Origin of the sequence: Stappia taiwanensis (assembly GCF_014635285.1) — a bacterium.
Lineage (GTDB): Bacteria > Pseudomonadota > Alphaproteobacteria > Rhizobiales > Stappiaceae > Stappia > Stappia taiwanensis.
The window spans coordinates 90242-109425 of record NZ_BMCR01000010.1; the positions used below are offsets into that span (position 1 = coordinate 90242).

The following is a 19184-nucleotide window of genomic DNA, read 5'->3' on the forward strand; positions in this document are numbered from 1 at the left end:
ATAGGTTGCCGACGATGCGCCGTCTTGCCTATCTCGTTGGGTTGTCACTGGGCGCCGGCCATGCACCGTTCTGGCCCGGCACCTTCGGCGCCGCCGTCGGCCTCCTCTTTGCCGCCAGCCTGATGGCGCTTGCCTGGCCGGTCAAGCTCGCGGGCCTGATGGCGCTGTTCGCTATCGGCGTCTGGGCCTCGGCGGCGGTTGCCGCCGACACCGGCCTTGAGGACCCGCAAATCGTCGTTGTCGATGAAAGCTTCGGCGCCGCCGCCGTGGTTCTGGTGCTGCCGTTCGAGCCGCTCTGGTGGGCCGCCGGCTTCATCGCCTTTCGCGCCTTCGACATTCTCAAGCCCTTCCCGGTCAACTGGGTGCAGGACAAGGTGAAGGGCGGGCTCGGCATCATGCTCGATGATGCCGCCGCCGCGTTCTACGCCATCCTCCTGCTGCTGCCGGCAAGCTGGCTTCTCAGCGGCTGATCCCTTAACCAAACAGCCGCAACAGAAGAACGAGCGCCGGACCAGCGATCAGCCAGGCGTCGGCGATATCCAGCACCCCGCCCTGCCGGGGCAACACCTGCGGATAGTCCTTGACGCCGGAGGCCCGCTTCAGCCGCGACCCGGCAAGATCGCCGACAACCGCCGTCGCCGCGATCAACGCCGCGACCAGCACCGCCAGCCAGAGCGGCCAGCCGAGCACCAGCGGTCCGGCCAGCGCCGCGGTCAGGGCGAGCGCCGCGCCACCGATCGCCAGCCCCTCGATGGTCTTGCGCGGGCTCAGCACCGGAAACGCCGGGCGGTGACCGAACACCTTGCCGCCGAGCAGGGCATAGCTGTCGTAGGTTTCCACCAGAAGAAAGGCGAGCAGCAGCAGACCGGCATTGTCACCGGTCAGCGCGCAAGCCACGAACAGCACCAGCGGCGACACCGGGAAGAGCACAAGTTCAGCGGCAATCCTGCCCCATCCCCCCTCACCGCCCGGCATCATCGCCAGGGTGCCAGCCGCGATCAGCCCGGCAAGAAGCACGAGCCCGGCGCTCCAGACGAGCGGCAGGGCGCCAACCGCAACGCCCACGGCGAAGCACAGCGCCCCCAGACCGAGGGGCAGAAGCCTGCGCGTGGCCGATCCGCTTGCCCCTTCGCGGCGCAGCAGCGCCACCTGCCCGGCTTCATGGCCGATGCGCAGGCACAGGGCGGCAAGGCACAGCCACAGCACCGGCCCACCAAACACGAAAGGCAAGACGGCAGCGGTGACAATGACCAGTTCGGTGACGAAGGTCGGCCAGAGCGGGCGCGCCTTGTCGGCGGTGGCCGGCACGAGGCTGCCCAGCCCCAGCACCAGTGCGCCGAAACCGAGGCCAATGGCAATGGCCCAGAGCACGAGATCCGGCGCCAGAACGACCGTCACGACCGCTCCTTGCGGGCGATGCGCATCTGATAGCGGCGCAGCAAGGGGGCCAGCATGCTGTGGCCATAGGCCAGCATGGTCATCTGCGCGCCCGGCGCCACCAGGAACCGGCCGCGCGATGCACCGCGAACGATCCGCTCGGCCACCCGCTCCGCCGACCACAATCCGCCGCCGGCGGTGATCGCCTGGGTGATCGCCGGCTTGGTCTCGTTTTCCGCCACAAGCTGTGGGGTATCCGTATCCGGCGGATAGGCCAGGGTCACCGAAATGCCCTTGCCGGCCAACTCGACCCGCAACACCTCGGCCAGGCCGCGCAGGGCGAATTTCGACGGCGCATAGGCCGCATAGCCGTAGATGCCGAAAAACGCCGCGCCGGACGAGACGAACACCATGCGTCCGCCGCCGGCCTCGGCCATCTCCGGGGCGACGACCCGGGCAATATTGAGCGCACCGAAATAATTGGTCGCCATCTGATCGTGATGATCATCGACCGGCTGATCGAGGAAATGGCCGGGCCTTGCGATCCCGGCATTGAGCACCGCCCAATCCGGCGGCCCCATCTCCGCGATCGCCGCCTGAACGGCGGCCGCGCCGGCCTGCGCATCAGCCACATCGGCCGGATAGATACCGATGCGCGCCTCCGGCGCCATGGCCGCCAGCTGCTGCCGCGCGGCCTCCAGCCGGTCGGCGCGGCGCGACACCAGCGCCAGATCGAAACCAAGGCCGGCAAGCCTGCCCGCCAGCGCCAGGCCGATGCCGCTGCTGCCGCCGGTGATCAGCGCAACCGGCCGTCCATCCTGCCTGTCGCGCCCACCGGCCGCCATGATCAGCCCTCCCGGCCTTCCGCGAAGGCCAGAAGCCGCTCGTAGCCTTCCGAATCCTCGATCTGCGCCGGCGGATGCTTGAACAGGAACGCGCTCGCGTCCTCGATCGGACCGGCCATACCACGGTCGCGGGCGATCCGCGCGCAGCGGATGGCGATCAGTGCCATCGCCGCCGCATTCGGCGAATCCTCGACCTCAAGCCGCATTTCCACATGGGTGCGCACACCGCCGAACAGGCGTCCCTCAAGGCGCACATAGGCCACCTTGCGGTCTTCCAGCCACGGCACATAGTCCGACGGACCGATGCGGATCTCGCTGTCGTCGAGGCGGGCGTTCATCGCCGTCTGCACCGCCTCGGTCTTCGATTCCCGCTTCATCGTCAGACGGTCCATGTCCATCATGTTGAGGAAGTCGGTATTGCCGCCCACATTGAGCTGATAGGTCTTGTCCACCTTGACGCCGCGCATGTCGGCGAGCCGGGCGAGGGTGCGGTGGGTGATGGTGGCGCCGAACTGCGCCTTGAAGTCATCGCCGACAATCGGCACGCCCGCATCGCGGAACCGCTTGGCCCAGACCGGGTCGGAGGCGATGAATACCGGAATGCCATTGACGAAGGCGCAACCGGCCTCCAGCGCGCATTCGGCGTAGAACTCGGTGGCCTCGATCGAGCCGACCGGCAGGAAGTTGATGATCACCTCGGCCCGCGCCTCGCGCAGGGCGGCGACCACGCCCGCCTTGTCGAGCGGTGCGTCCGGCGAGACCACGAAGCTGCGGTCCGGCGCCTGGTTGCGCATGAAGGCCGAGACGCCATCGAGATCCGGGCCGCGGAACACCGGGGCGGTCATCTCCGACAGGGCATCGTGGAAGATCTCGGTGCAGTTGGGCAGCGCGACCGCCGCCTCGCCGACCGTGCGCCCGACCTTGCGTGCGTCCACATCGAAGGCGGCGACGATTTCCACGTCGGACGGCTTGTAGCCGCCAAGCACCGGGAACGGAACGCCGATCGCGTCCTCGCCCTTTTCGCGGCAATAGGCAACACCTTGCACCAGCGAGCTGGCGCAGTTGCCGGCGCCGACGATCGCCGTGCGGATCGAAGTGGCGGAAGAACCTGTCATGTTACTGCTTAACCCCTGCCAATGCCGGCGCGCTGTGCCGGCCTTTCGTTCTTGCGGCGCCCTCGCGCACGCGGCTGTCTTCATGAGAAGTGTCGTTGAAGCATCTGGCGGTGCGGCGTTACTCGATCTGGATGCGCTCCACCAGCGGCTTGCCGGTGGCCGCGTCCTGACCCATCACCGAGACCGTGCGCACGCTCGGCATCAGCCCGCTCTCGTCCACATCGATATAGGCATAGACCGGCCGCATCTGCCGCCCTCCGGCCGGCACGGTGAGTTCCGCCCGCCCCGGCGCCACCTGCCGCAGGGTCGCCTTGCGTTCCGGATAGGACACCACGTAAAGCCGGAACACGCTGGGATCGTCCGTCCGCTCGGTGCGCACTCCGAAGGCGAAATTGTCCTCGATCATCTTCAGCGGCAGGCGCTCGCCCGTCGTGTTGTAGCGGCGCCAGTAGGCGGCCACCGGCTCATTCGGGTCGAGCGTGCCGTCCTCCCGGAAGCGGGCCGCGTAGATCACCGTGTTGGGATTGGTCGAACGCTGCAGGTAGAACAGCATGTTCGGCTCGTTCGGCACCGGAAACTCCGGCCGCACCACCGGCAGCGTCTTCACCTCGGTCACGACGGAGGTCCGCGCCCGCTGGGTCGACGCGGCAAAGCCCCGCTTCACCCCTTCTTGCGCGACAACCGAACCGTCCGTCCCGCCTGCAAGGCACAGGAGCACCAGCAGCGCCCGCGCGCCGCCAGACAACAGGCGCGAGAGAGCAAAACCCGATGGGGAGGCAACGCGGGCAATCATGATGAGGGTCAGGCCCCGCCAAGCGCCAACGAGCGCACCATCTCCGGATCCTGCCCCGCCGCGACCACCGCCGCGACAATGCCGATGGTCCGGTCCATCTCCTCGTCCGTATGAGCGGCGGAGATGAAGAAGCGGATGCGAGGCTGATCCTTGGGCACGCCGATCTGCACGATCGGCGGGGCATAAACGCCCTGTTCGAGCAGTGCCTGGGAGGCGATCATCGTCTGTTCCGGGCTGGAGAACAAAAGCGGCACCACGCCGCAGCCGATCGCCGCGCCGGTGTCGAGCCCGGCTTCCCGCGCCCGGTCCCGGAAGTAGACGGAGTTGCGATGCAGCCGCTCAACCAGTTCCGGATGCTTGCGCAACTGGGTCAGGGCGCCATGGGCACTGCCGAGCGCCGCCGGCGCCAGACCGACGCTGTAGACGAAGCCGGGCAGGGTGAAGCGCAGCCAGTCGATCACGCCCTTTTCCGCGCAGACGAAGCCGCCGGAGGAGACGAAGGACTTGGACAGAGTGCCGACGGTCAGCTCGATCCGGCCCGGATCGATGTCGAAATGCTCGCACAGGCCCCGCCCGGTGGCGCCGAGAACACCATAGGAATGGGCCTCGTCAACCAAAAGCCAGGCGTCGTGATTTTCCTTGATCTCGACCAGGCGCGGCAGATCCGGGATGTCGCCATCCATCGAATAGAGCCCTTCGACCACCACCAGCACGTTGCGATACTGGCCGCGCACCTCGCCAAGCTGCCGGTCCAGGTCATCGAGATCGTTGTGGCGGAAGGTGCGATGGTCGTAGCGGCCGTTCTTGGCGCCAATGAAGATCGAGTTATGGGCCAGCTCATCGATCAGAACCAGATCGCGCGGCCCCATCAGGTAGTTGATCAGCGACAGGTTCACCAGATAGCCGCTGACAAGGCACATCACATCGCCGACACCGAGGAACTCGGCCATCTCGCTTTCGAAGGCCCGGTGGCCGGAGCGTTCGCCGCCCACCAGCCGGGAAGCGCCGACACCGCTGCCCAGCCGATGCAGCTCGTCGCTGGCTTCCCGGATCACCTCGGGATGATGGCTGAGGCCAAGATAGTCATAATGGCCGAAGCTGACGAAGGGGATGTTCTTCTGTTCGCAGATCTCGCGCTGCCGGTCCACCGGAAGGAAGTAGGGGTTGTGCCGCTCGATGATCGACTTGCCGGCGAGACGGAAACGCCGCTCAGCGACAACGGAAAAGCTTGGCCGATCAGGCTTCATTCTAGTCTACCCCCAGCGCCCGAACGAATGTCGAGAACAATACGGAACTTATCAATTTTTCCACCCAGGACCGGTGGTCGTCACCTTGACCACAACGCGCCGGCTCAAAGGGCGACGGCCCTGCCCATCCCCGGCGCAATCCGCCGGAAACACCCGAAACTTCTGAAAACGTGTCCAGACCGGGGCGCTCCACTCGCCGCAAAGGTCACGATACGGTGAGGCTGCGTAAATACCCCAAAGGCCCCAACCTGTCGAGTAAGCCGGCGTAGGGTCGCCGGCAAAACACCCCTTGCCAGCAAACCCCATCGCGATGCCATGCTGACGTTGCGCGTCATCGGTATATTTGTCGAGGTGTTTTCAACCGGTTAAACGCGCCCGACGAGCTCCCTCGCGCAGGGGACGTGGCGGCACCGGCCAGCGCCGGCAAGCCCCGCAGATGGCGGAAATCAGCGGCTTCCGCCCTATCGCGACAGTGTTCCAAAGCTTTTTGCCCGGCGATCTTTCGCCGCGCACCCGCGAGGGCAAGACCCGCGCGCTCGGCGCGCCTCTTCGCAAAAGCGCAGGAAAGCGCCCCCCAACCTCAGGCAATCAATTTCTGTTTCATTTCTGTTATAACGGCGCCGACGGCCTCCAGAAATCCATGCATGGTCTCAGGTGTGATCGCGCCGATGGTGCCGACTCGGAAGGTGCCGTGCTGGCGCATCTTGCCCGCATAGATGGCATAGCCCCGCTGCCGCAGCGCATCGTAGAAGCGGGAGAACTCGAACCAGCCCTCCTGCGGTTCGAGGAACGACACGATCACCGGCGCCTGACGGTCGCGCGGCAACGCGCTGACGAAACCGAGCTGCGTCATGCCAGCCAGCAGCGTGTCGCAATTTTCCGTATAGCGGGCAAGCCGCGCGGATGGCCCGCCTTCCTCGGCTAACTCCGCCAGCGCCGCATCAAGCGCCGCCATCACCTGCACCGGCGGGGTGAAGCGCCATTGCCCGTCGCCCGCCAGCGCCTGTTCCTGCAGATAGAGGTCCAGAACCAGCGAATGTGCATGTCCGGCGCAGCGATCCAGCAACTCGCGCCGGCACAAGACAAACCCCAGCCCCGGCACCCCTTGCAGGCATTTGTTGGCCGAGGCCGTCAGCCCGGCGAAGGCCAGCTCCGATGCGTCGATCGGCAGTGCGCCGAACCCGCTCATGGAATCGACCAAGAGCTCGCGTCCTGCCTCGCGCACGGTCCGGGCGATCTCCGCCAGCGGATTGAGCAGCCCGGAGGTGGTCTCGCAATGCACCGCCGCGACGAAGCCGATCTCCGGCGCATCCTCCAGCCGGCGCGTCAGCTCGGCCATGTCATGCACCTCGGTCTCGGCCACCTCATACACCTGATGGTGACGGCCGATGCGGCGGCAGATCTCGGCGATCCGCTGGCCGTAGGCACCATTGACCAGCACCAGAACGCCCACATCCGGGGCGACCAGCGTGCCGAGCATGGCTTCCACCGCGAAGGTGCCGCTGCCCTGCACCGGCACGGCGGCATAGTCGGCACCGGCGCCGGCCACCTCCCGCACACCGTCGAGCACCCGCCCGGTCAGCGCGACGAAGGCCGGATCGCGCGAGCCCCAGTCCTGCGGCAGGGTCTGTTTGACCCGGGCGCTGGTGGTCAGAGGGCCCGGTGTCAGCAGGATCGGTTCGTCATGCATCGCCATTGGTTCCATGCTGTGAGAGATAGGCGCGAAACCGGCGGGCCACATCGCGCGGCGCCGTCGTCGGTCGGCCGAGGTTTTCCATGCCGCTGGCCGCGACTCGAATGTGCAGGCAGCGCGGCCCGGGCTGCTCCAGCGCCATGCGGAACGCGGCCTGCGCCTGATCGAGCCCCTCCACCCGCGCGGCGAACCGGTAGCCGCAGGCAGCGGAAACTGCCGCGAAATCCACCTGCGGGGAGACCGTCGCCTGGCCGCCGGTGGATTCATGCATGCCGTTGTCGAGGATCACATGGGTGAGATTGTCCGGGGCCTCCGCCCCGATGGTCGCCATGTTGCCGAGCTTCATCAGCGCCGCGCCGTCGCCATCCAGCACCACGATCTCGCGCGGGGAGTTGAGTGCCGCGCCAAGTCCGATGGCACTGGCCCCGCCCATGGAGCCGACGCAGTAAAGATTGCGCGGGTGATCCTCCAGCGTGAACAGCTCCCGGCCGGTAAAGCCGGTGGTGGCGATCACCCCGGCGCCCGGTGGCAATGCCGCGAGAATCCGTTCCATCACCGCCACCCGCCGCGCCGGGGCAGCGCCACCGGCAAAATCGGCGACAGCAACGACCGCGCGCACCGGCGGCCGCTCCTGGGTGAGCGGCATCGGCCGGATCGCGCCCTTCGGCTGGACAAAGGCGAAGGGCCGCCCGGTCTCCAGCATATGCGCGCGCGCGGCGGCAAGCTTCGGCGCCACCTCATCGGCGGAGGCCGGAAAGAGCTCATGGCGCGCGCCGATCAGCTCCAGCAGCTCCGGTGTGATCCGCCCCATCAGATCGTGCTGCGGCTCGTCCTTCAGCCCCGGCTGACCGCGCCAGGTGACGATCATCAGCGTCGGGATCTCGAACGGATGGTTCAGCGAGGTCACCGGATTGACCGCGTTGCCGAGACCGGAGTTCTGGCACATCACCACCGTGTCACGGCCGGCCAGCCAGGCGCCGGCGGCAATCGCCACCGCCTCGCCTTCGCTGGTCGCCCCCACATAGCGGGCCGCCGGATCGGCGATCACCGCGTTCATCAAGGGGGTCAGGAAGCTGCAGGGCACCCCGGTAAAGAAATCGATGCCCTGCCGGGTGGCGGCGGAAAGAAAGTCGGATGCCTCGATCATCTGCCGCTCACATCGAATCCCGCGCCTGGGCAAGGTCCATCACATCGTTCACGTTGCGCCAGTAGCCGCGCACATAGACAACGGCGATGCGCGTTCCCTTCTCCGCCAGCCGGGTCAGCACCGCGCCGGTATCGGCGGATCCGAGGCTGCCTTCGGCCTGCATCTCCGCAAGCTCCGCCTTCAGGCTGCGGGTGCCCTCGGCACTGGCGCGAAGCAGGCCGATCCATTCCCCATCGCTGGTCACATCGCCCTTGCCCTCGACGAACCGGGTCAACAGCGGCGCCACGCCGCCAAGGTCCGGATCGTCGCTGAACGGCATCGTGCAGGCGACCGGATCGCGACCGGTGGTGCCACCGTCCGGGTCGACCAGAAGGACGATGTCCTCCTCCCGCTCCTCCAGAAGGCCGAGGAAAAACGGGCGGTAGACGATATCGCCGAAGGACAGCACCATCGCCCCGTCGAGCCGCTCCAGCGCCAGCGCCAGCGAGGCCGCCTCGCCGGTGGTCGCATGGTCCTCGTTCACCACCTTGTGGATGCCCGGCACGGTCACCGCATCGGCGCGATAGCCGGCGACCACGGTGATATCGCTTACCCCATGCCGGTTCAGCGCCTCGACCTGACGGCCCAGGATCGACCGGCCCCGCACCGGCACCATGCATTTGGGCTGCTCCAGGGTGAGGTCGCCAAGGCTCTCGCCGCGCGTCGCCGCCAGGATCACGCCTTGGGCCGATCCGTTTGACGCGGCAAGATAGCGCTTTTCGGCAGCTTCCAGTTCCCCGGCGCCGGCCAGCGCGAACACATCGGCCAGCGGCGCGACGCTGTCTTCCACGTCGATCAGGGTTTCGCTGCGCTTCAGCTCCGCGCAGGTGTCGCGCATCGCCTGAATGGAGCTGCGCAGATTGTGGTTCGCCCAGATCACCATCGACGCGCCAACCTCGCGGAACCGGTCGGTCGGCGTGCGGTAGTATTTGGTCGGAATGAGGATCACCGGCGCCCGGTTGTTCCATTCCCGGCAGAAGGCGAGGATCTCGTCCGCCGAGCTTTTCTTGGAGTGAATGACAATGGCGTCCGCCCCGGCATCCGCATAGGCATGCGCACGCTTCAGCGCTTCCTCCAGCCCCCGCCCGGCGATCAGCGCCTCGACCCGCGCGACGATGGAGAAATCGCCGTGCTCCTGGGTGTCCTTGCCGGCCTTGATCTTGCCGCAGAACTCGTCGATGTCGGCGAGCGGCTGGTTCTCGCCGAGGAACGAGTTGGTCTTGGGGAAGATCTTGTCCTCAATGCACACCCCGGCCACGCCACGCTGACACAGCTTTTTCACGAAGCGGCGGAAATTGTTGAAGTTGCCGTAGCCGGTATCGCCATCGACCAGGATCGGCAGGCTGGAGGCATCGGACATGTATTCCAGCATGTCCAGCACCTGCGTCCAGGACAGCTCGTTGTTGTCGCGCACGCCAAGCGTTGCCGACATGGACAGGCCCGACGCCCAGATCCCCTCAAAGCCGGCTTCCTCGACGATCTTCGCCGACAATCCGCTGTGCGCCTCCATCAGGAACGCCATCTCCGGCCGGGTCAGCAACTGGCGCAGCCGGGTGAACCGGGAGACGGGTGCGGTGTCCGATCCGCGCGTGTTTTCCAGCAGCAAGGGCAGTCCTTTCAATGATGACGGCAGGCAGGGAGGCAAGGAAGAACATGGGTCAGGCGCCGGTGCAGGCCCTGTGGCGGACCCGGGCCGGTCCCTTCCTTAGACCTTGAACGTGTAGTCGGTCGAGGCGGCGCGCTCCACATCCGGCGGATAATTCGCATGTTTGTCGGCATAGTAGCGCGCCAGATGGTCGCCATCCGCCGCGCGGTTGTAGGTGGCGAAATAGAGCCGGCGCTGACGGTCGCTGCGGTTGGTCTCGGACCGGTGCGGACAGAAACTGTCGATCAGCACCACATCGCCCGGCTCGGTCGCCACCGGCACGAAGGTCATGTCCTTCATGTCCTCGTCGGTCAGAGGTTCCCACTCGCGGAACATGCCGCGCTGGTGATGACCGGCGGCGAACTCGACGCAGCCGCTTTCCGGTGTCGCCGGATCGACGCACACCATGATCGAGACGAAACGCGGCGCATAGTTCCACCAGCCGGCCTGCTGATCCTGATGCGGGGTGAAACCGGCACCGCCCGGGCGCTTGAAGTTGACCTTTTCCTTGAACAGCGCCGCCGGTCCGCCCAGCGCCTCGCCGGCATAGCCGAGCAGCGCGGCGCTAAGCCCGGCGAAGACCGGAGAGAACGGTACCAGGTTTTCCATCCGGCTGATCACCCGGCGCGGCTCCGGGTCTTCGACCATCTCGCCGTAGACCCAGTGCTGGCCCGGCGCCTCCGGCACCTTTTCCAGCCGCTCGATCTCCGCCTCGATGGCCGCGACCGCCGCCGGATCGAAGGCAGTCTTCAGGAGAAGGAACCCATCGGCCTGGTAGCGCGCGCTTTCCTCCGCGCTCATGGCGCGTGGCAGGGTGAAGCCGTTGCCGCCCGTCAAAGCCGCCGTGTTCAGTGCCGTGCCGGTGATCGTCTCTCCCATGCGCTTTCCCTCGCTGCCGCCGATCCGATGGCCCGCAAGCCTGCACCCGGAAGTTCCCCCGGGGCGCCCGGGCGGCTCATTGGTAGCGAAGGAGCCGGCAAAAGAAAAGCACCACGCCGCCGCACGATAAGCGCCGAAGAGCGAGCTCGGGGGTCAGGAACCGGCGAGCAGCACCACCCCGCCCGCAACGGCAACGGCGGCGATTATCCGGCTTTTCCACGGGCGCTCGCCGAAGATCATCACGCCGATGGTCGCGGCGACGACGACACTAACCTCGCGCACGGCGGACACGGCGCCAAGCGGCGCCAGCAGATTGGCATAGATCACCAGCGCATAGGCGCCGACCGAACTGAACCCGGCAAGCAGCGTGTATTTCGCCATCGGTCGCGCCAGCACCCGCAACTGTCCCCAGCGCCGCTGGGCGACTACCGCCACCACCAGCGCCTCGGACAGGAACAGCCAGCCCATGTAGCCGAAGGCGCTGCCGGACAGCCGCACCCCCATGCCATCCACCAGACTGTAGCTGGCGATGATGAAGCCGGTGCCGATGGCCGCCGCCAGCGCCAGGGGCTGTTCGGCCAGCGAGCGACGCGCGGTGAAGGACAGAAGCGCAATGCCACCGGAGACGCAGGCGATGCCAATAGCGGCGGGCATGGGCAGTCGCTCACCAGCAAAGACAAAGGCGCCGAGCGCCACCAGCATCGGCGACAGCCCCCGGGCAATCGGATAGACCTGCGACAGATCGCCGATCCGGTAGGAGACGAACAGGAACAGGTAATAGAAGTAGTGCAGCGTGGCCGAGGCAACGATGAACGGCCAGCTCTCCGGCGCCGGGGCGGGCGAGGCGAGCACCATCGCCCCGCCGACGAAGGTATGGGCGATTGCCACGCAGGCAAGGATCAACGCCCGGTCGCCGGCAGCCTTGACCATGGCGTTCCAGCTGGCGTGCAGCACTGCCGCCGTCAGAACCAGCAAAAGAGCGAAACCGGACACTCAGACGGCCTCAGCAATGAGCAAGGATGGCCTCGCTGACAATATCCAGCGCCCGGTCGAGATCCTCGCGGGAAATCACAAGGGGCGGCGACAGGGTGAGCACGCAACCCTGACTGATCTTGAAACTCAGCCCCGCATCGAGGCAGCGATAGTAGATCGCCTCGGCGAGCGCCGTGCCGGGCGTGCGCTTGTCCTGATCGGTAATGATTTCCAGCCCGAACATCAACCCGCGTCCGCGCACATCGCCAATGATCGGCGCCCGCGCCTTCAGCTCTTCCATGCGGGCCATGGCATGAGCGCCAAGGGTTACCGCGCGCTCCACCAGCCCCTCGTCCTCGATGATCTGCAAGGTGGTCAGCGCCGCCCGCGCCGTTACCGGGTTTTTCTCGTGGGTGTAGTGACCGATGGCGAAATCACCGGCGACATTCAGCTCCGGACGGGCGACCACCGCCGCGATCGGCAGGATGCCCCCACCCAGCGCCTTGCCCATCACCAGAATATCCGGCGTGACCTCGTCATGCTCGCAGGCGAAATACCGTCCGGTCTTGCCCAGCCCCGTGGGGATCTCGTCGAAGATCAGCAGCGCGCCGCGCCGGGTGCAGGCCTCCCGCACCGCCTTCCAGAAGCCCGGGGGAGGAACGTAAGGCACCGCGCGCATCGGCTCGGCGATCACCGCTGCCACATCGCCCTCGCGCTCCAGCACGTAGTCGACCATCCCGGCGCAGGCGAGCCCGCAGGTCTCGGGACCGGCATGATTGTAGGGGCAGCGATAGCAGGCGAACGGCGCCACATGCTCCGTGCCCGGCAGCAGCGGCCCGGCAATGCCGGAGCGGAACGTGTATTCGCCGCCAACGCTGGCGGCGCCGAACCCGGCCCCGTGGAACGCATCCCAGAACGACACGGTCTTGAACCGGCCGGTGGCGGCGCGGGCGATCTTCAGCGCCACTTCATTGGCATCGGACCCGCCGGTGGTGAAGAGACAGCGCGACAGGGTTCCCGGCGCGATCCGGCCCAGCTTTTCCGCCAGTTCCACCGCTGGCTCGCAGGTGAAGCGGCGCGGCGCGAAGGGCAGTGCATCGATCTGCGCCTTGATCGCCGCCGTCAGGCGCGGGTGGCCATAGCCGATATGATGAACGCTGTTGCCGTGAAAATCCATGAACCGCCGGCCGGCGGTGTCCTCGATCCAGATCCCTTCCGCCCTCGCAATCGCCGACAGGCACGGCGAGGACAGGCTCTGATGCAGGAAGGCGTCGCCGTCCCGCTCCAGCAGCGCGTCGGTCGGCCCGTGCCGGCGCGCCGCGCGCCAGACCTGACGCGCCGCCGAGGTATTGGCCTCCCCTTCCGTGTGCACGGGCACATGCACCGGCAATTCAGGCTCATGCGTCATGCGGCTGTTCCTCGGTGGCGACACCCGCGCCGGCACACTTCAAGGCCGGCGCGGGAGGCTTCCCCCTACCAGGGCAGGGAGAAGGTCTTGATGTTGGTGTAGCTCTTCATCGCCTCGATGACACCTTCCTTGTAGCCAAGGCCGCTGTCCTTGATGCCGCCGAAGGGCGACATCTCGATGCGGTAGCCGGGCACCTCCCAGATGTTCACGGTGCCGACGTTGAGCCCCTTCACATAGGCGGTCGCCCGGTCCATGCGGTTGGTGCAGACCCCCGACGACAGGCCGAAGGCGGTGGAGTTGGAAATCCCCATCACCGCCGCATCATCCCCCGGCACCCGCACAACCGGGATCACCGGCCCGAAGGTTTCCTCCAGCACAAGTTCGCTTTCATGCGGCACATGGTCAACCACGATGGGCGGCAGCAGCGCGCCCTGGCGCCCCGGATGGTAGAGCACCTTCGCGCCGGCTTCCGCGGCCCTTGTCACCCGCGCATCGAACATCGCCGCCGCTTCCGCGTGGACGACGGTACCCAGATCCGTGTTCGGGTCCATCGGATCGCCGAACACCAGCTTGCGCGCCCGTTCCTCGATCATCTCCACCAGCCGGTCGGCGATCTTTTCCTGCGCCAGGATCCGCTTCACCGCCGTGCAGCGCTGGCCGGAGTTCTTGGTCGCCCCGGCAACCGCCAGATCCGCCGCCCGGGCCAGATCCTCCTCGCCCAGATCGTCGAGCACAATCAGCGGATCGTTGCCGCCAAGCTCCAGCACCGTGCGCTTGTAGCCGGCGGTGTCGGCGATCATCTTGCCCACCGGCACGCCGCCGGTGAAGGTGACCAGCTCGATCTGCGGATTGGTGATCATCTCCGCGCCGATATCCTTGGGCCAGCCGGTGACCACCGACAACATCTCAGGCGGCAGCCCGGCATCGTAGAGGATATCGGCCAGCATCAAGGCGGTGATCGGCGTCAATTCCGTCGGCTTGACGACGACGCAATTGTTGGTCGCCACCGCCGGCGCCACCTTGTGCGCCACCATGTTGAGCGGGTGGTTGAACGGGGTGATCGCGGAAATCGCGTTCAGCGGCTCACGGGTGGTGAAGATCTTGCGCGCCTTGCCGTGGGGCGTCAGATCGCAGGAATAGACCTCGCCATCGTCGATGATGCACATCTGCGCCGACAGGGTGAAGACGTCATAGGCCCGCCCCACCTCGTAGAGGGAATCCTTCTTGGAAATCCCCAGCTCCAGCGTGATCGTGTCGGACAGCGCCTCCTTGCGCTCCACCAGAAGCTCCGCCGCGCGGAACAGGATCTGTTGCCGCTCGTAGCGCGTCAGGCTCGGCCGGTAGGCGGCGGCGATGGCGAAGGCCTCGCGCGCATGGGCCGCCGTTCCCGCCGGCACCGTGCCGATCACCTCCCCGGTGAAGGGATAGCGCACCTCGATGACATCCTCGGCATCGACCTTGCGCCCGGCGATCCGCATCGGCTCGTGACGCACGCTCAAGCCGCGTTCGCTCATGTTCATGTGGGAACCTCCCTCTGCGTGTCCGCGCGCCGGATCAGCCCGCCGCCGCTGTCGCCGCCACCTGGAAGGCGTCGAAGTTGCGCAGGTCCGGTTCGTTGCCGAGGTCCGGCAGCACCCGGTTGACGATGAACGGCACCGCCTGCTCGGTCAGCCCGCCATGGGAGCGCAGCGGCTCGTTCAGCGCGGAGAGGTCGTGCCGCGAGGCGCTGGTGCCCAGCGTCTTGTTCTCCGAGGAGATCAGCACCAGATCGCCGATCCGGTCCGCCGGCAGCTCGAAGCGGCGGCAGCCTTCCGCCCGGTCGACCACCAGGTCGATGCCGTCGATGGCCGACAGTCGGGCGATCAGATCGGCCGCATCCGCCCCGTCCGGCAGATAGGTGGTGGCGAAGGAACCGAGCGCGCCGTGATGGACGACGTAGGGGTCGGTGATCGGCAGGATCACCCGCGCCGCATCCTTGCCGAGCCAACCGTCGAACAGGTCCTGCAGATAGATCACGTCCGGCGCGCCATCGGCGGTGTGCTTCGGCTTCATGCCATGATCGGCGGTGATGACGATGGCCGCGCCCAGCGCGTCCAGCTCGGTCAGGTAGCGGTCGAACATCTCGTAGAAGGCATTGGCCTCCGGCACACCCGGCGCGTATTTGTGCTGCACGTAGTCGGTGGTCGTCAGATACATGACGTCCGGCTTGAGCTCCTTCAGCAGCTTGACGCCGGCGGCGAAGACGAATTCGGACAGCTCCGCCGAATAGACCTCCGGCACAGGACGGCCGAGCCAGGCGCTGGCATTGTCGATGCCATGTTCGGCCTTGGTGGTGGTTGCCGATTTCTCCGAGGAGAAGCAGATCGCCCGCCCCTCATCGAAGGCAAGGCCGGAGCCGAGCAGCGCCCGCAGCTTGTCCTTGGCGGTCACCACGGCGACCCGGCAGCCGGCATCGTAAAAGCCCTTGAACACGGTCGGCGCGCGCAGGAAGCGCGGATCGTTCATCATCACCTCTTCGCCGGTTTCCGGCTCATAGAGGTAGTTGCCGCAGATGCCATGCACCGCCGGCGGCCGACCGGTGGCGATCGACAGGTTGTTCGGGTTGGTGAAGCTCGGGATGACCGAATGGGCGGTGCGTACGGTCCCGGTCTCGCGGATCCGCTTCAAGGTCGGCATCAAGCCGGCGGCGATGGCCTCGTCGAGATAGGCCGGCTCGCAGCCGTCGAGACAGATGGCGATGGCCGGCACCTTCGGGCGCGGATAGGCGCGGCCGTTGACCTGGACGGGGAACTTGGTGATCTGGTTCATCGGATGGACTTCGCTTGTTTCGAGAGGATGGGGCGCTCAGGCGACGAGCTTGGTGCGTTCTTCAAGGGCGATGGTCGGCGGCACGGCGCTGGACACGCCCATTTCGGCCAGGCACTCGGCGACGGCGGCGACGACCTTGCGCATCACCGGCGGATCCATCCGGCCGATGCAGCCGACGCGGAAGCTTTCCACCACCGTCAGCTTGCCGGGATAGATGATGAAGCCCTTGGCCTTCATCCGCGCGTAGAAGTCGGCAAAGCCGAAGGCCGGGTCGGCCGGAGTGAAGAAGGTGACGATGATCGGCGACAGCCAGCGTTCGCTGAGCAGGGTCTCGAAGCCGAGCCCACGCATGCCCTCCACCAGCGTGTCACGATTGGCGGTGTAGCGGGCGAGCCGGCCGGCCACCCCGCCCTCCTCGCGGTGCTGGCGCAGCGCCTCGATGAAGGCGGCGACCACATGGGTCGGCGGGGTGAACCGCCACTGGCCGGTCTTTTCCATATGCGCCCACTGGGCATGAACATCGAGGCTGAGCGAGGAACTGACGCCCTTGGCCTCTTCCAGTGCGCTCTTGCGGGCGATGACGAAGCCGAAGCCCGGCACACCCTCGATGCATTTGTTGGCCGAGGAGACCATCGCCTCGAAGGCGATCTCGCCCACCTCCAGCGGCACCGCGCCAAAGGCGCTCATGCTGTCGACCAGGAGTTTGCGCCCATGCGCGGCCACCGTATCGGCAATTTCCCGGACCGGATTGAGAATGCCGGAACTGGTCTCGCAATGGACGACGACCACATGGGTGATCCCCGGATCGACCTCCAGCGCCCGGGCGACCTCCTCGCCGCGCGGCGGCAGGTAGTCGCCCTTGTCGATCACCGCATAGGCGCGCCCCAGATAGTCCAGCGTCTGGGCGATGCGCTGGCCATAGGCGCCGTTGATCAGCACCAGAGCCTTGCCGTCACGCGGCAGGAAGCTGCCGAGCATCGCCTCCACCGCAAAGGTGCCGCTGCCCTGCACCGGCACGCAGTCATACGCCTCGCCGCCCGGACCGACCAACGCCAGCAGCTCGCGGCGCAGCTGCGCCGTCATGGCGCGGAAATCGTCGTCCCAGGAGCCCCAGTCGCGGAGCATGGCCTTCTTCACCTCATGGGAGGTGGTCAGGGGGCCGGGCGTCAGGAGATACGGTTCGCCGCACAGCGGCGCGGGCAGGACGGCCTGCGAGCAATCAGTCGACATCGGATCAAAGCCTCCAGGCAAAAGGGATCGGCCGGGACCTGTTCGGCAGCCGCCGGAAAAGGCACCCAAGGCGCCGGAACGGCCCGTTCTCGTCCGGTCCAGGCGTCGCCCCATTGGGCGACCCCCGTTGACCGCCCGATGATGCGAGGAAGCAAGATATTTGTAAAATCGCTATTTCAAATGCATTTGAACGATTTCACTTATACATGAAATCCGTTCGTCATCGACCCACGCGGTCAGCCTTCGGCCACCGCCAGCCGGCTTTCCAGGAGGTCCCCGCTCTGGCTGAGAATCGGGTAGGCGATGGTGGCGATCAGCGAGTTGATCTGCTTGTAATGGCGGATCGTTTCCAGATGGATTTCACTGGTCTCGATGGCATTGATACTGCCTTCGCGCAGGCGCTTGAGGTGCCGGGCGCTGCTGTCCCGTTCCAGTTGCCGCAGCCGGTCCTTCTCCTCCACCAGCTGCCGCGCGGTCTCCCGGTCGCCGGAAACCAGCAGATTGAGCGCCAGTTTCAGGTTGGACAGGACCCGCTGATGCAGGTCGGTCAACTCGCGCCAGCCATCCTCGGAAAACGCCAGCCGCCGGTCCCGCCGCTTTTCCGCCAGCGCCAACAGGTCCTTGACGATGATGTCGCCCACATGCTCCAGACTGATCGCATGGCCGGTCAGTTCGAAACAGCGCTGCGCGTCGGCCGGCTCGAGGCGGGAGCGGGCCAGCTCGGTGAGATAGGCCTTGATCTCCGCCTGCGCCCGGTCGAGCTCGTCATCCAGCGCCCGGGTGCGGGCGATCAGCGGCGCCGAACCGCTCTCATAAAGCTCCATCACCGGCGCCAGCATCCGCTGTACCGTCTCGCCCATGCCCAGCAGCTCGCGGGTCGCCCCGGCAATCGCCAGATGCGGCACCTTGAGGGCGCTGCGATCAAGGGCGCTGATGCGGGTCTCCGGCAGCTCTTCCTTCTCCGCCGCCAGGCCGATTACCCCTTCGATGACCCGAGCCATCGGCAGGCAAAGCGGCAGGCCGATCAGCAACAGGCTCGCATTGAACAGAAGATGGGCATTGACGATCTGCGCCGCGGGGCTCGCGCCCAGCAGATCGAGCGGCGGTGCCACGGTGACGAGCAGGAAGAGGGCGGCCAGCGAGCCGCCGCCGCGAAACACCATGTTGCCGGTGACGATGCGCCGCGCCTCGACCGACCCGCCCCGGGTCAGCCCGAGGGCGATCAGCCCGCCGCCGAAATTGGCGCCCAGCGCCAGCGCGATGCCCAGATCGGCGGGCAGTACATTCTGCGCCGCCAACGTCATGAACAGGAGGATGGCTCCGACGCTGGAATGCACCGCCCAGGTGAACAGCGCCCCGAGCAGGAAGGCGGTCAGGAAATCGCCTGACAGGTAATCGACGACGAGGGCGAAGAAGGCGCCTTCGCGCAAGGGGGCCGTCGCCTCGCCCATCAGCCGCAGGGACAACAGGATCAGGGCGATGCCGACGAGAATCCGGCCGCTCTGGCGCTGTTCGCGGCTGCGCCCGTTGAGAAACAGCGCCCCGCCGACAACCAGACAGATCGGCATCAGCCAGGAGATGTCATAGGCCAGAATGCGCACCACCAGCGCCGAGCCGAGATCCGCGCCCAGCATCAGGGACAGCCCCACCGGCAGGCCCAGCAGGCCGCTGGCGGCAAAGCCCGCGCCCAGAACCGCCACGGCGGTGGAGCTTTGCAGCACCACGGCGGCGATGGTTCCGCTGGCGGCGGCCTTCACCGCGCCGGTGCGAGCCCGGCCGATGGCCCGGCGCAAGCCCGCCCCGTGTGCCCGCTCCACTCCGGTCCGCACCATCCGGACCGCGAAGAGCAGCAACGTAACGGCACCGGCCAAATGCAGCAGCATCAACGATACGGTCATGTTTCTGTCCTTCTTGCTTCAATCGCCGACCCGGGAATCGTCACACCCCCGCCGCACGGGTCGTGGGCAGGTTTCTCCGGTCGAATCG

General features: G+C 66.8%; 16 protein-coding genes. 1 reads left to right on the forward strand and 15 read right to left on the reverse strand.

Annotated elements, in window-relative coordinates; genetic code table 11:
* Window positions 1-14: 14 nt before the first annotated feature.
* Window positions 15-470, forward strand: coding sequence for a phosphatidylglycerophosphatase A family protein (locus IEV83_RS18525; RefSeq protein ID WP_181760697.1), 456 nt, complete (start codon window positions 15-17; stop codon window positions 468-470).
* Window positions 471-474: 4 nt separating this feature from the next.
* Here the strand turns inward: IEV83_RS18525 and IEV83_RS18530 are convergent, their stop codons facing one another.
* From IEV83_RS18530 to IEV83_RS18600, 15 genes are all read right to left on the reverse strand, one after another.
* A complete protein-coding gene (locus IEV83_RS18530) occupies window positions 475-1398 on the reverse strand; it encodes a phosphatidate cytidylyltransferase (RefSeq protein WP_181760698.1) in 924 nt (307 codons plus the stop codon).
* A complete protein-coding gene (locus tag IEV83_RS18535) occupies window positions 1395-2222 on the reverse strand; it encodes an SDR family oxidoreductase (RefSeq protein ID WP_181760699.1) in 828 nt (275 codons plus the stop codon). The genes IEV83_RS18530 and IEV83_RS18535 overlap by 4 nt, the downstream gene beginning before the upstream one ends.
* 2 nt (window positions 2223-2224) lie before the next feature.
* Complete coding sequence (locus tag IEV83_RS18540) at window positions 2225-3337, reverse strand: inositol-3-phosphate synthase (RefSeq protein ID WP_181760700.1); 1113 nt, start codon at window positions 3335-3337, stop codon at window positions 2225-2227.
* Between the two features lie 118 nt (window positions 3338-3455).
* Complete coding sequence (locus IEV83_RS18545) at window positions 3456-4130, reverse strand: DUF4833 domain-containing protein (RefSeq protein ID WP_181760701.1); 675 nt, start codon at window positions 4128-4130, stop codon at window positions 3456-3458.
* A gap of 8 nt (window positions 4131-4138) precedes the next feature.
* On the reverse strand, window positions 4139-5377 hold the full coding sequence (locus IEV83_RS18550; RefSeq protein WP_181760702.1) for an aminotransferase class I/II-fold pyridoxal phosphate-dependent enzyme: 1239 nt from the start codon (window positions 5375-5377) through the stop codon (window positions 4139-4141).
* Between the two features lie 580 nt (window positions 5378-5957).
* Complete coding sequence (locus IEV83_RS18555) at window positions 5958-7067, reverse strand: 2-aminoethylphosphonate--pyruvate transaminase (protein WP_181760703.1); 1110 nt, start codon at window positions 7065-7067, stop codon at window positions 5958-5960.
* Window positions 7060-8217, reverse strand: coding sequence for a phosphonopyruvate decarboxylase (aepY, locus tag IEV83_RS18560; protein ID WP_181760704.1), 1158 nt, complete (start codon window positions 8215-8217; stop codon window positions 7060-7062). The genes IEV83_RS18555 and aepY overlap by 8 nt, the downstream gene beginning before the upstream one ends.
* A 7-nt stretch (window positions 8218-8224) precedes the next feature.
* A complete protein-coding gene (gene aepX / locus IEV83_RS18565) occupies window positions 8225-9862 on the reverse strand; it encodes a phosphoenolpyruvate mutase (RefSeq protein WP_209003244.1) in 1638 nt (545 codons plus the stop codon).
* Window positions 9863-9961: 99 nt separating this feature from the next.
* Window positions 9962-10780: a phytanoyl-CoA dioxygenase family protein gene (locus IEV83_RS18570; RefSeq protein ID WP_181760705.1), complete on the reverse strand. Its 819-nt coding sequence runs from the start codon at window positions 10778-10780 to the stop codon at window positions 9962-9964.
* Between the two features lie 153 nt (window positions 10781-10933).
* A complete protein-coding gene (locus tag IEV83_RS18575) occupies window positions 10934-11773 on the reverse strand; it encodes an EamA family transporter (protein WP_181760706.1) in 840 nt (279 codons plus the stop codon).
* Window positions 11774-11783: 10 nt separating this feature from the next.
* Entirely contained in the window at window positions 11784-13160 is a 1377-nt protein-coding gene (pbfA, locus tag IEV83_RS18580; protein ID WP_181760707.1) for a (R)-1-hydroxy-2-aminoethylphosphonate ammonia-lyase, read from the reverse strand.
* Window positions 13161-13225: 65 nt separating this feature from the next.
* Entirely contained in the window at window positions 13226-14674 is a 1449-nt protein-coding gene (gene phnY, locus IEV83_RS18585; protein ID WP_371873497.1) for a phosphonoacetaldehyde dehydrogenase, read from the reverse strand.
* A 40-nt stretch (window positions 14675-14714) separates the two neighbouring features.
* A complete protein-coding gene (gene phnA, locus IEV83_RS18590; RefSeq protein ID WP_181760709.1) occupies window positions 14715-15968 on the reverse strand; it encodes a phosphonoacetate hydrolase in 1254 nt (417 codons plus the stop codon).
* A 36-nt stretch (window positions 15969-16004) separates the two neighbouring features.
* Window positions 16005-17198, reverse strand: coding sequence for a 2-aminoethylphosphonate--pyruvate transaminase (locus tag IEV83_RS18595; RefSeq protein ID WP_181760710.1), 1194 nt, complete (start codon window positions 17196-17198; stop codon window positions 16005-16007).
* Window positions 17199-17434: 236 nt separating this feature from the next.
* The gene (locus IEV83_RS18600) at window positions 17435-19096 is read right to left on the reverse strand and encodes a Na/Pi cotransporter family protein (RefSeq protein ID WP_181760711.1); all 1662 of its coding nucleotides are present in this window, start codon (window positions 19094-19096) and stop codon (window positions 17435-17437) included.
* Window positions 19097-19184 lie beyond the last annotated feature (88 nt).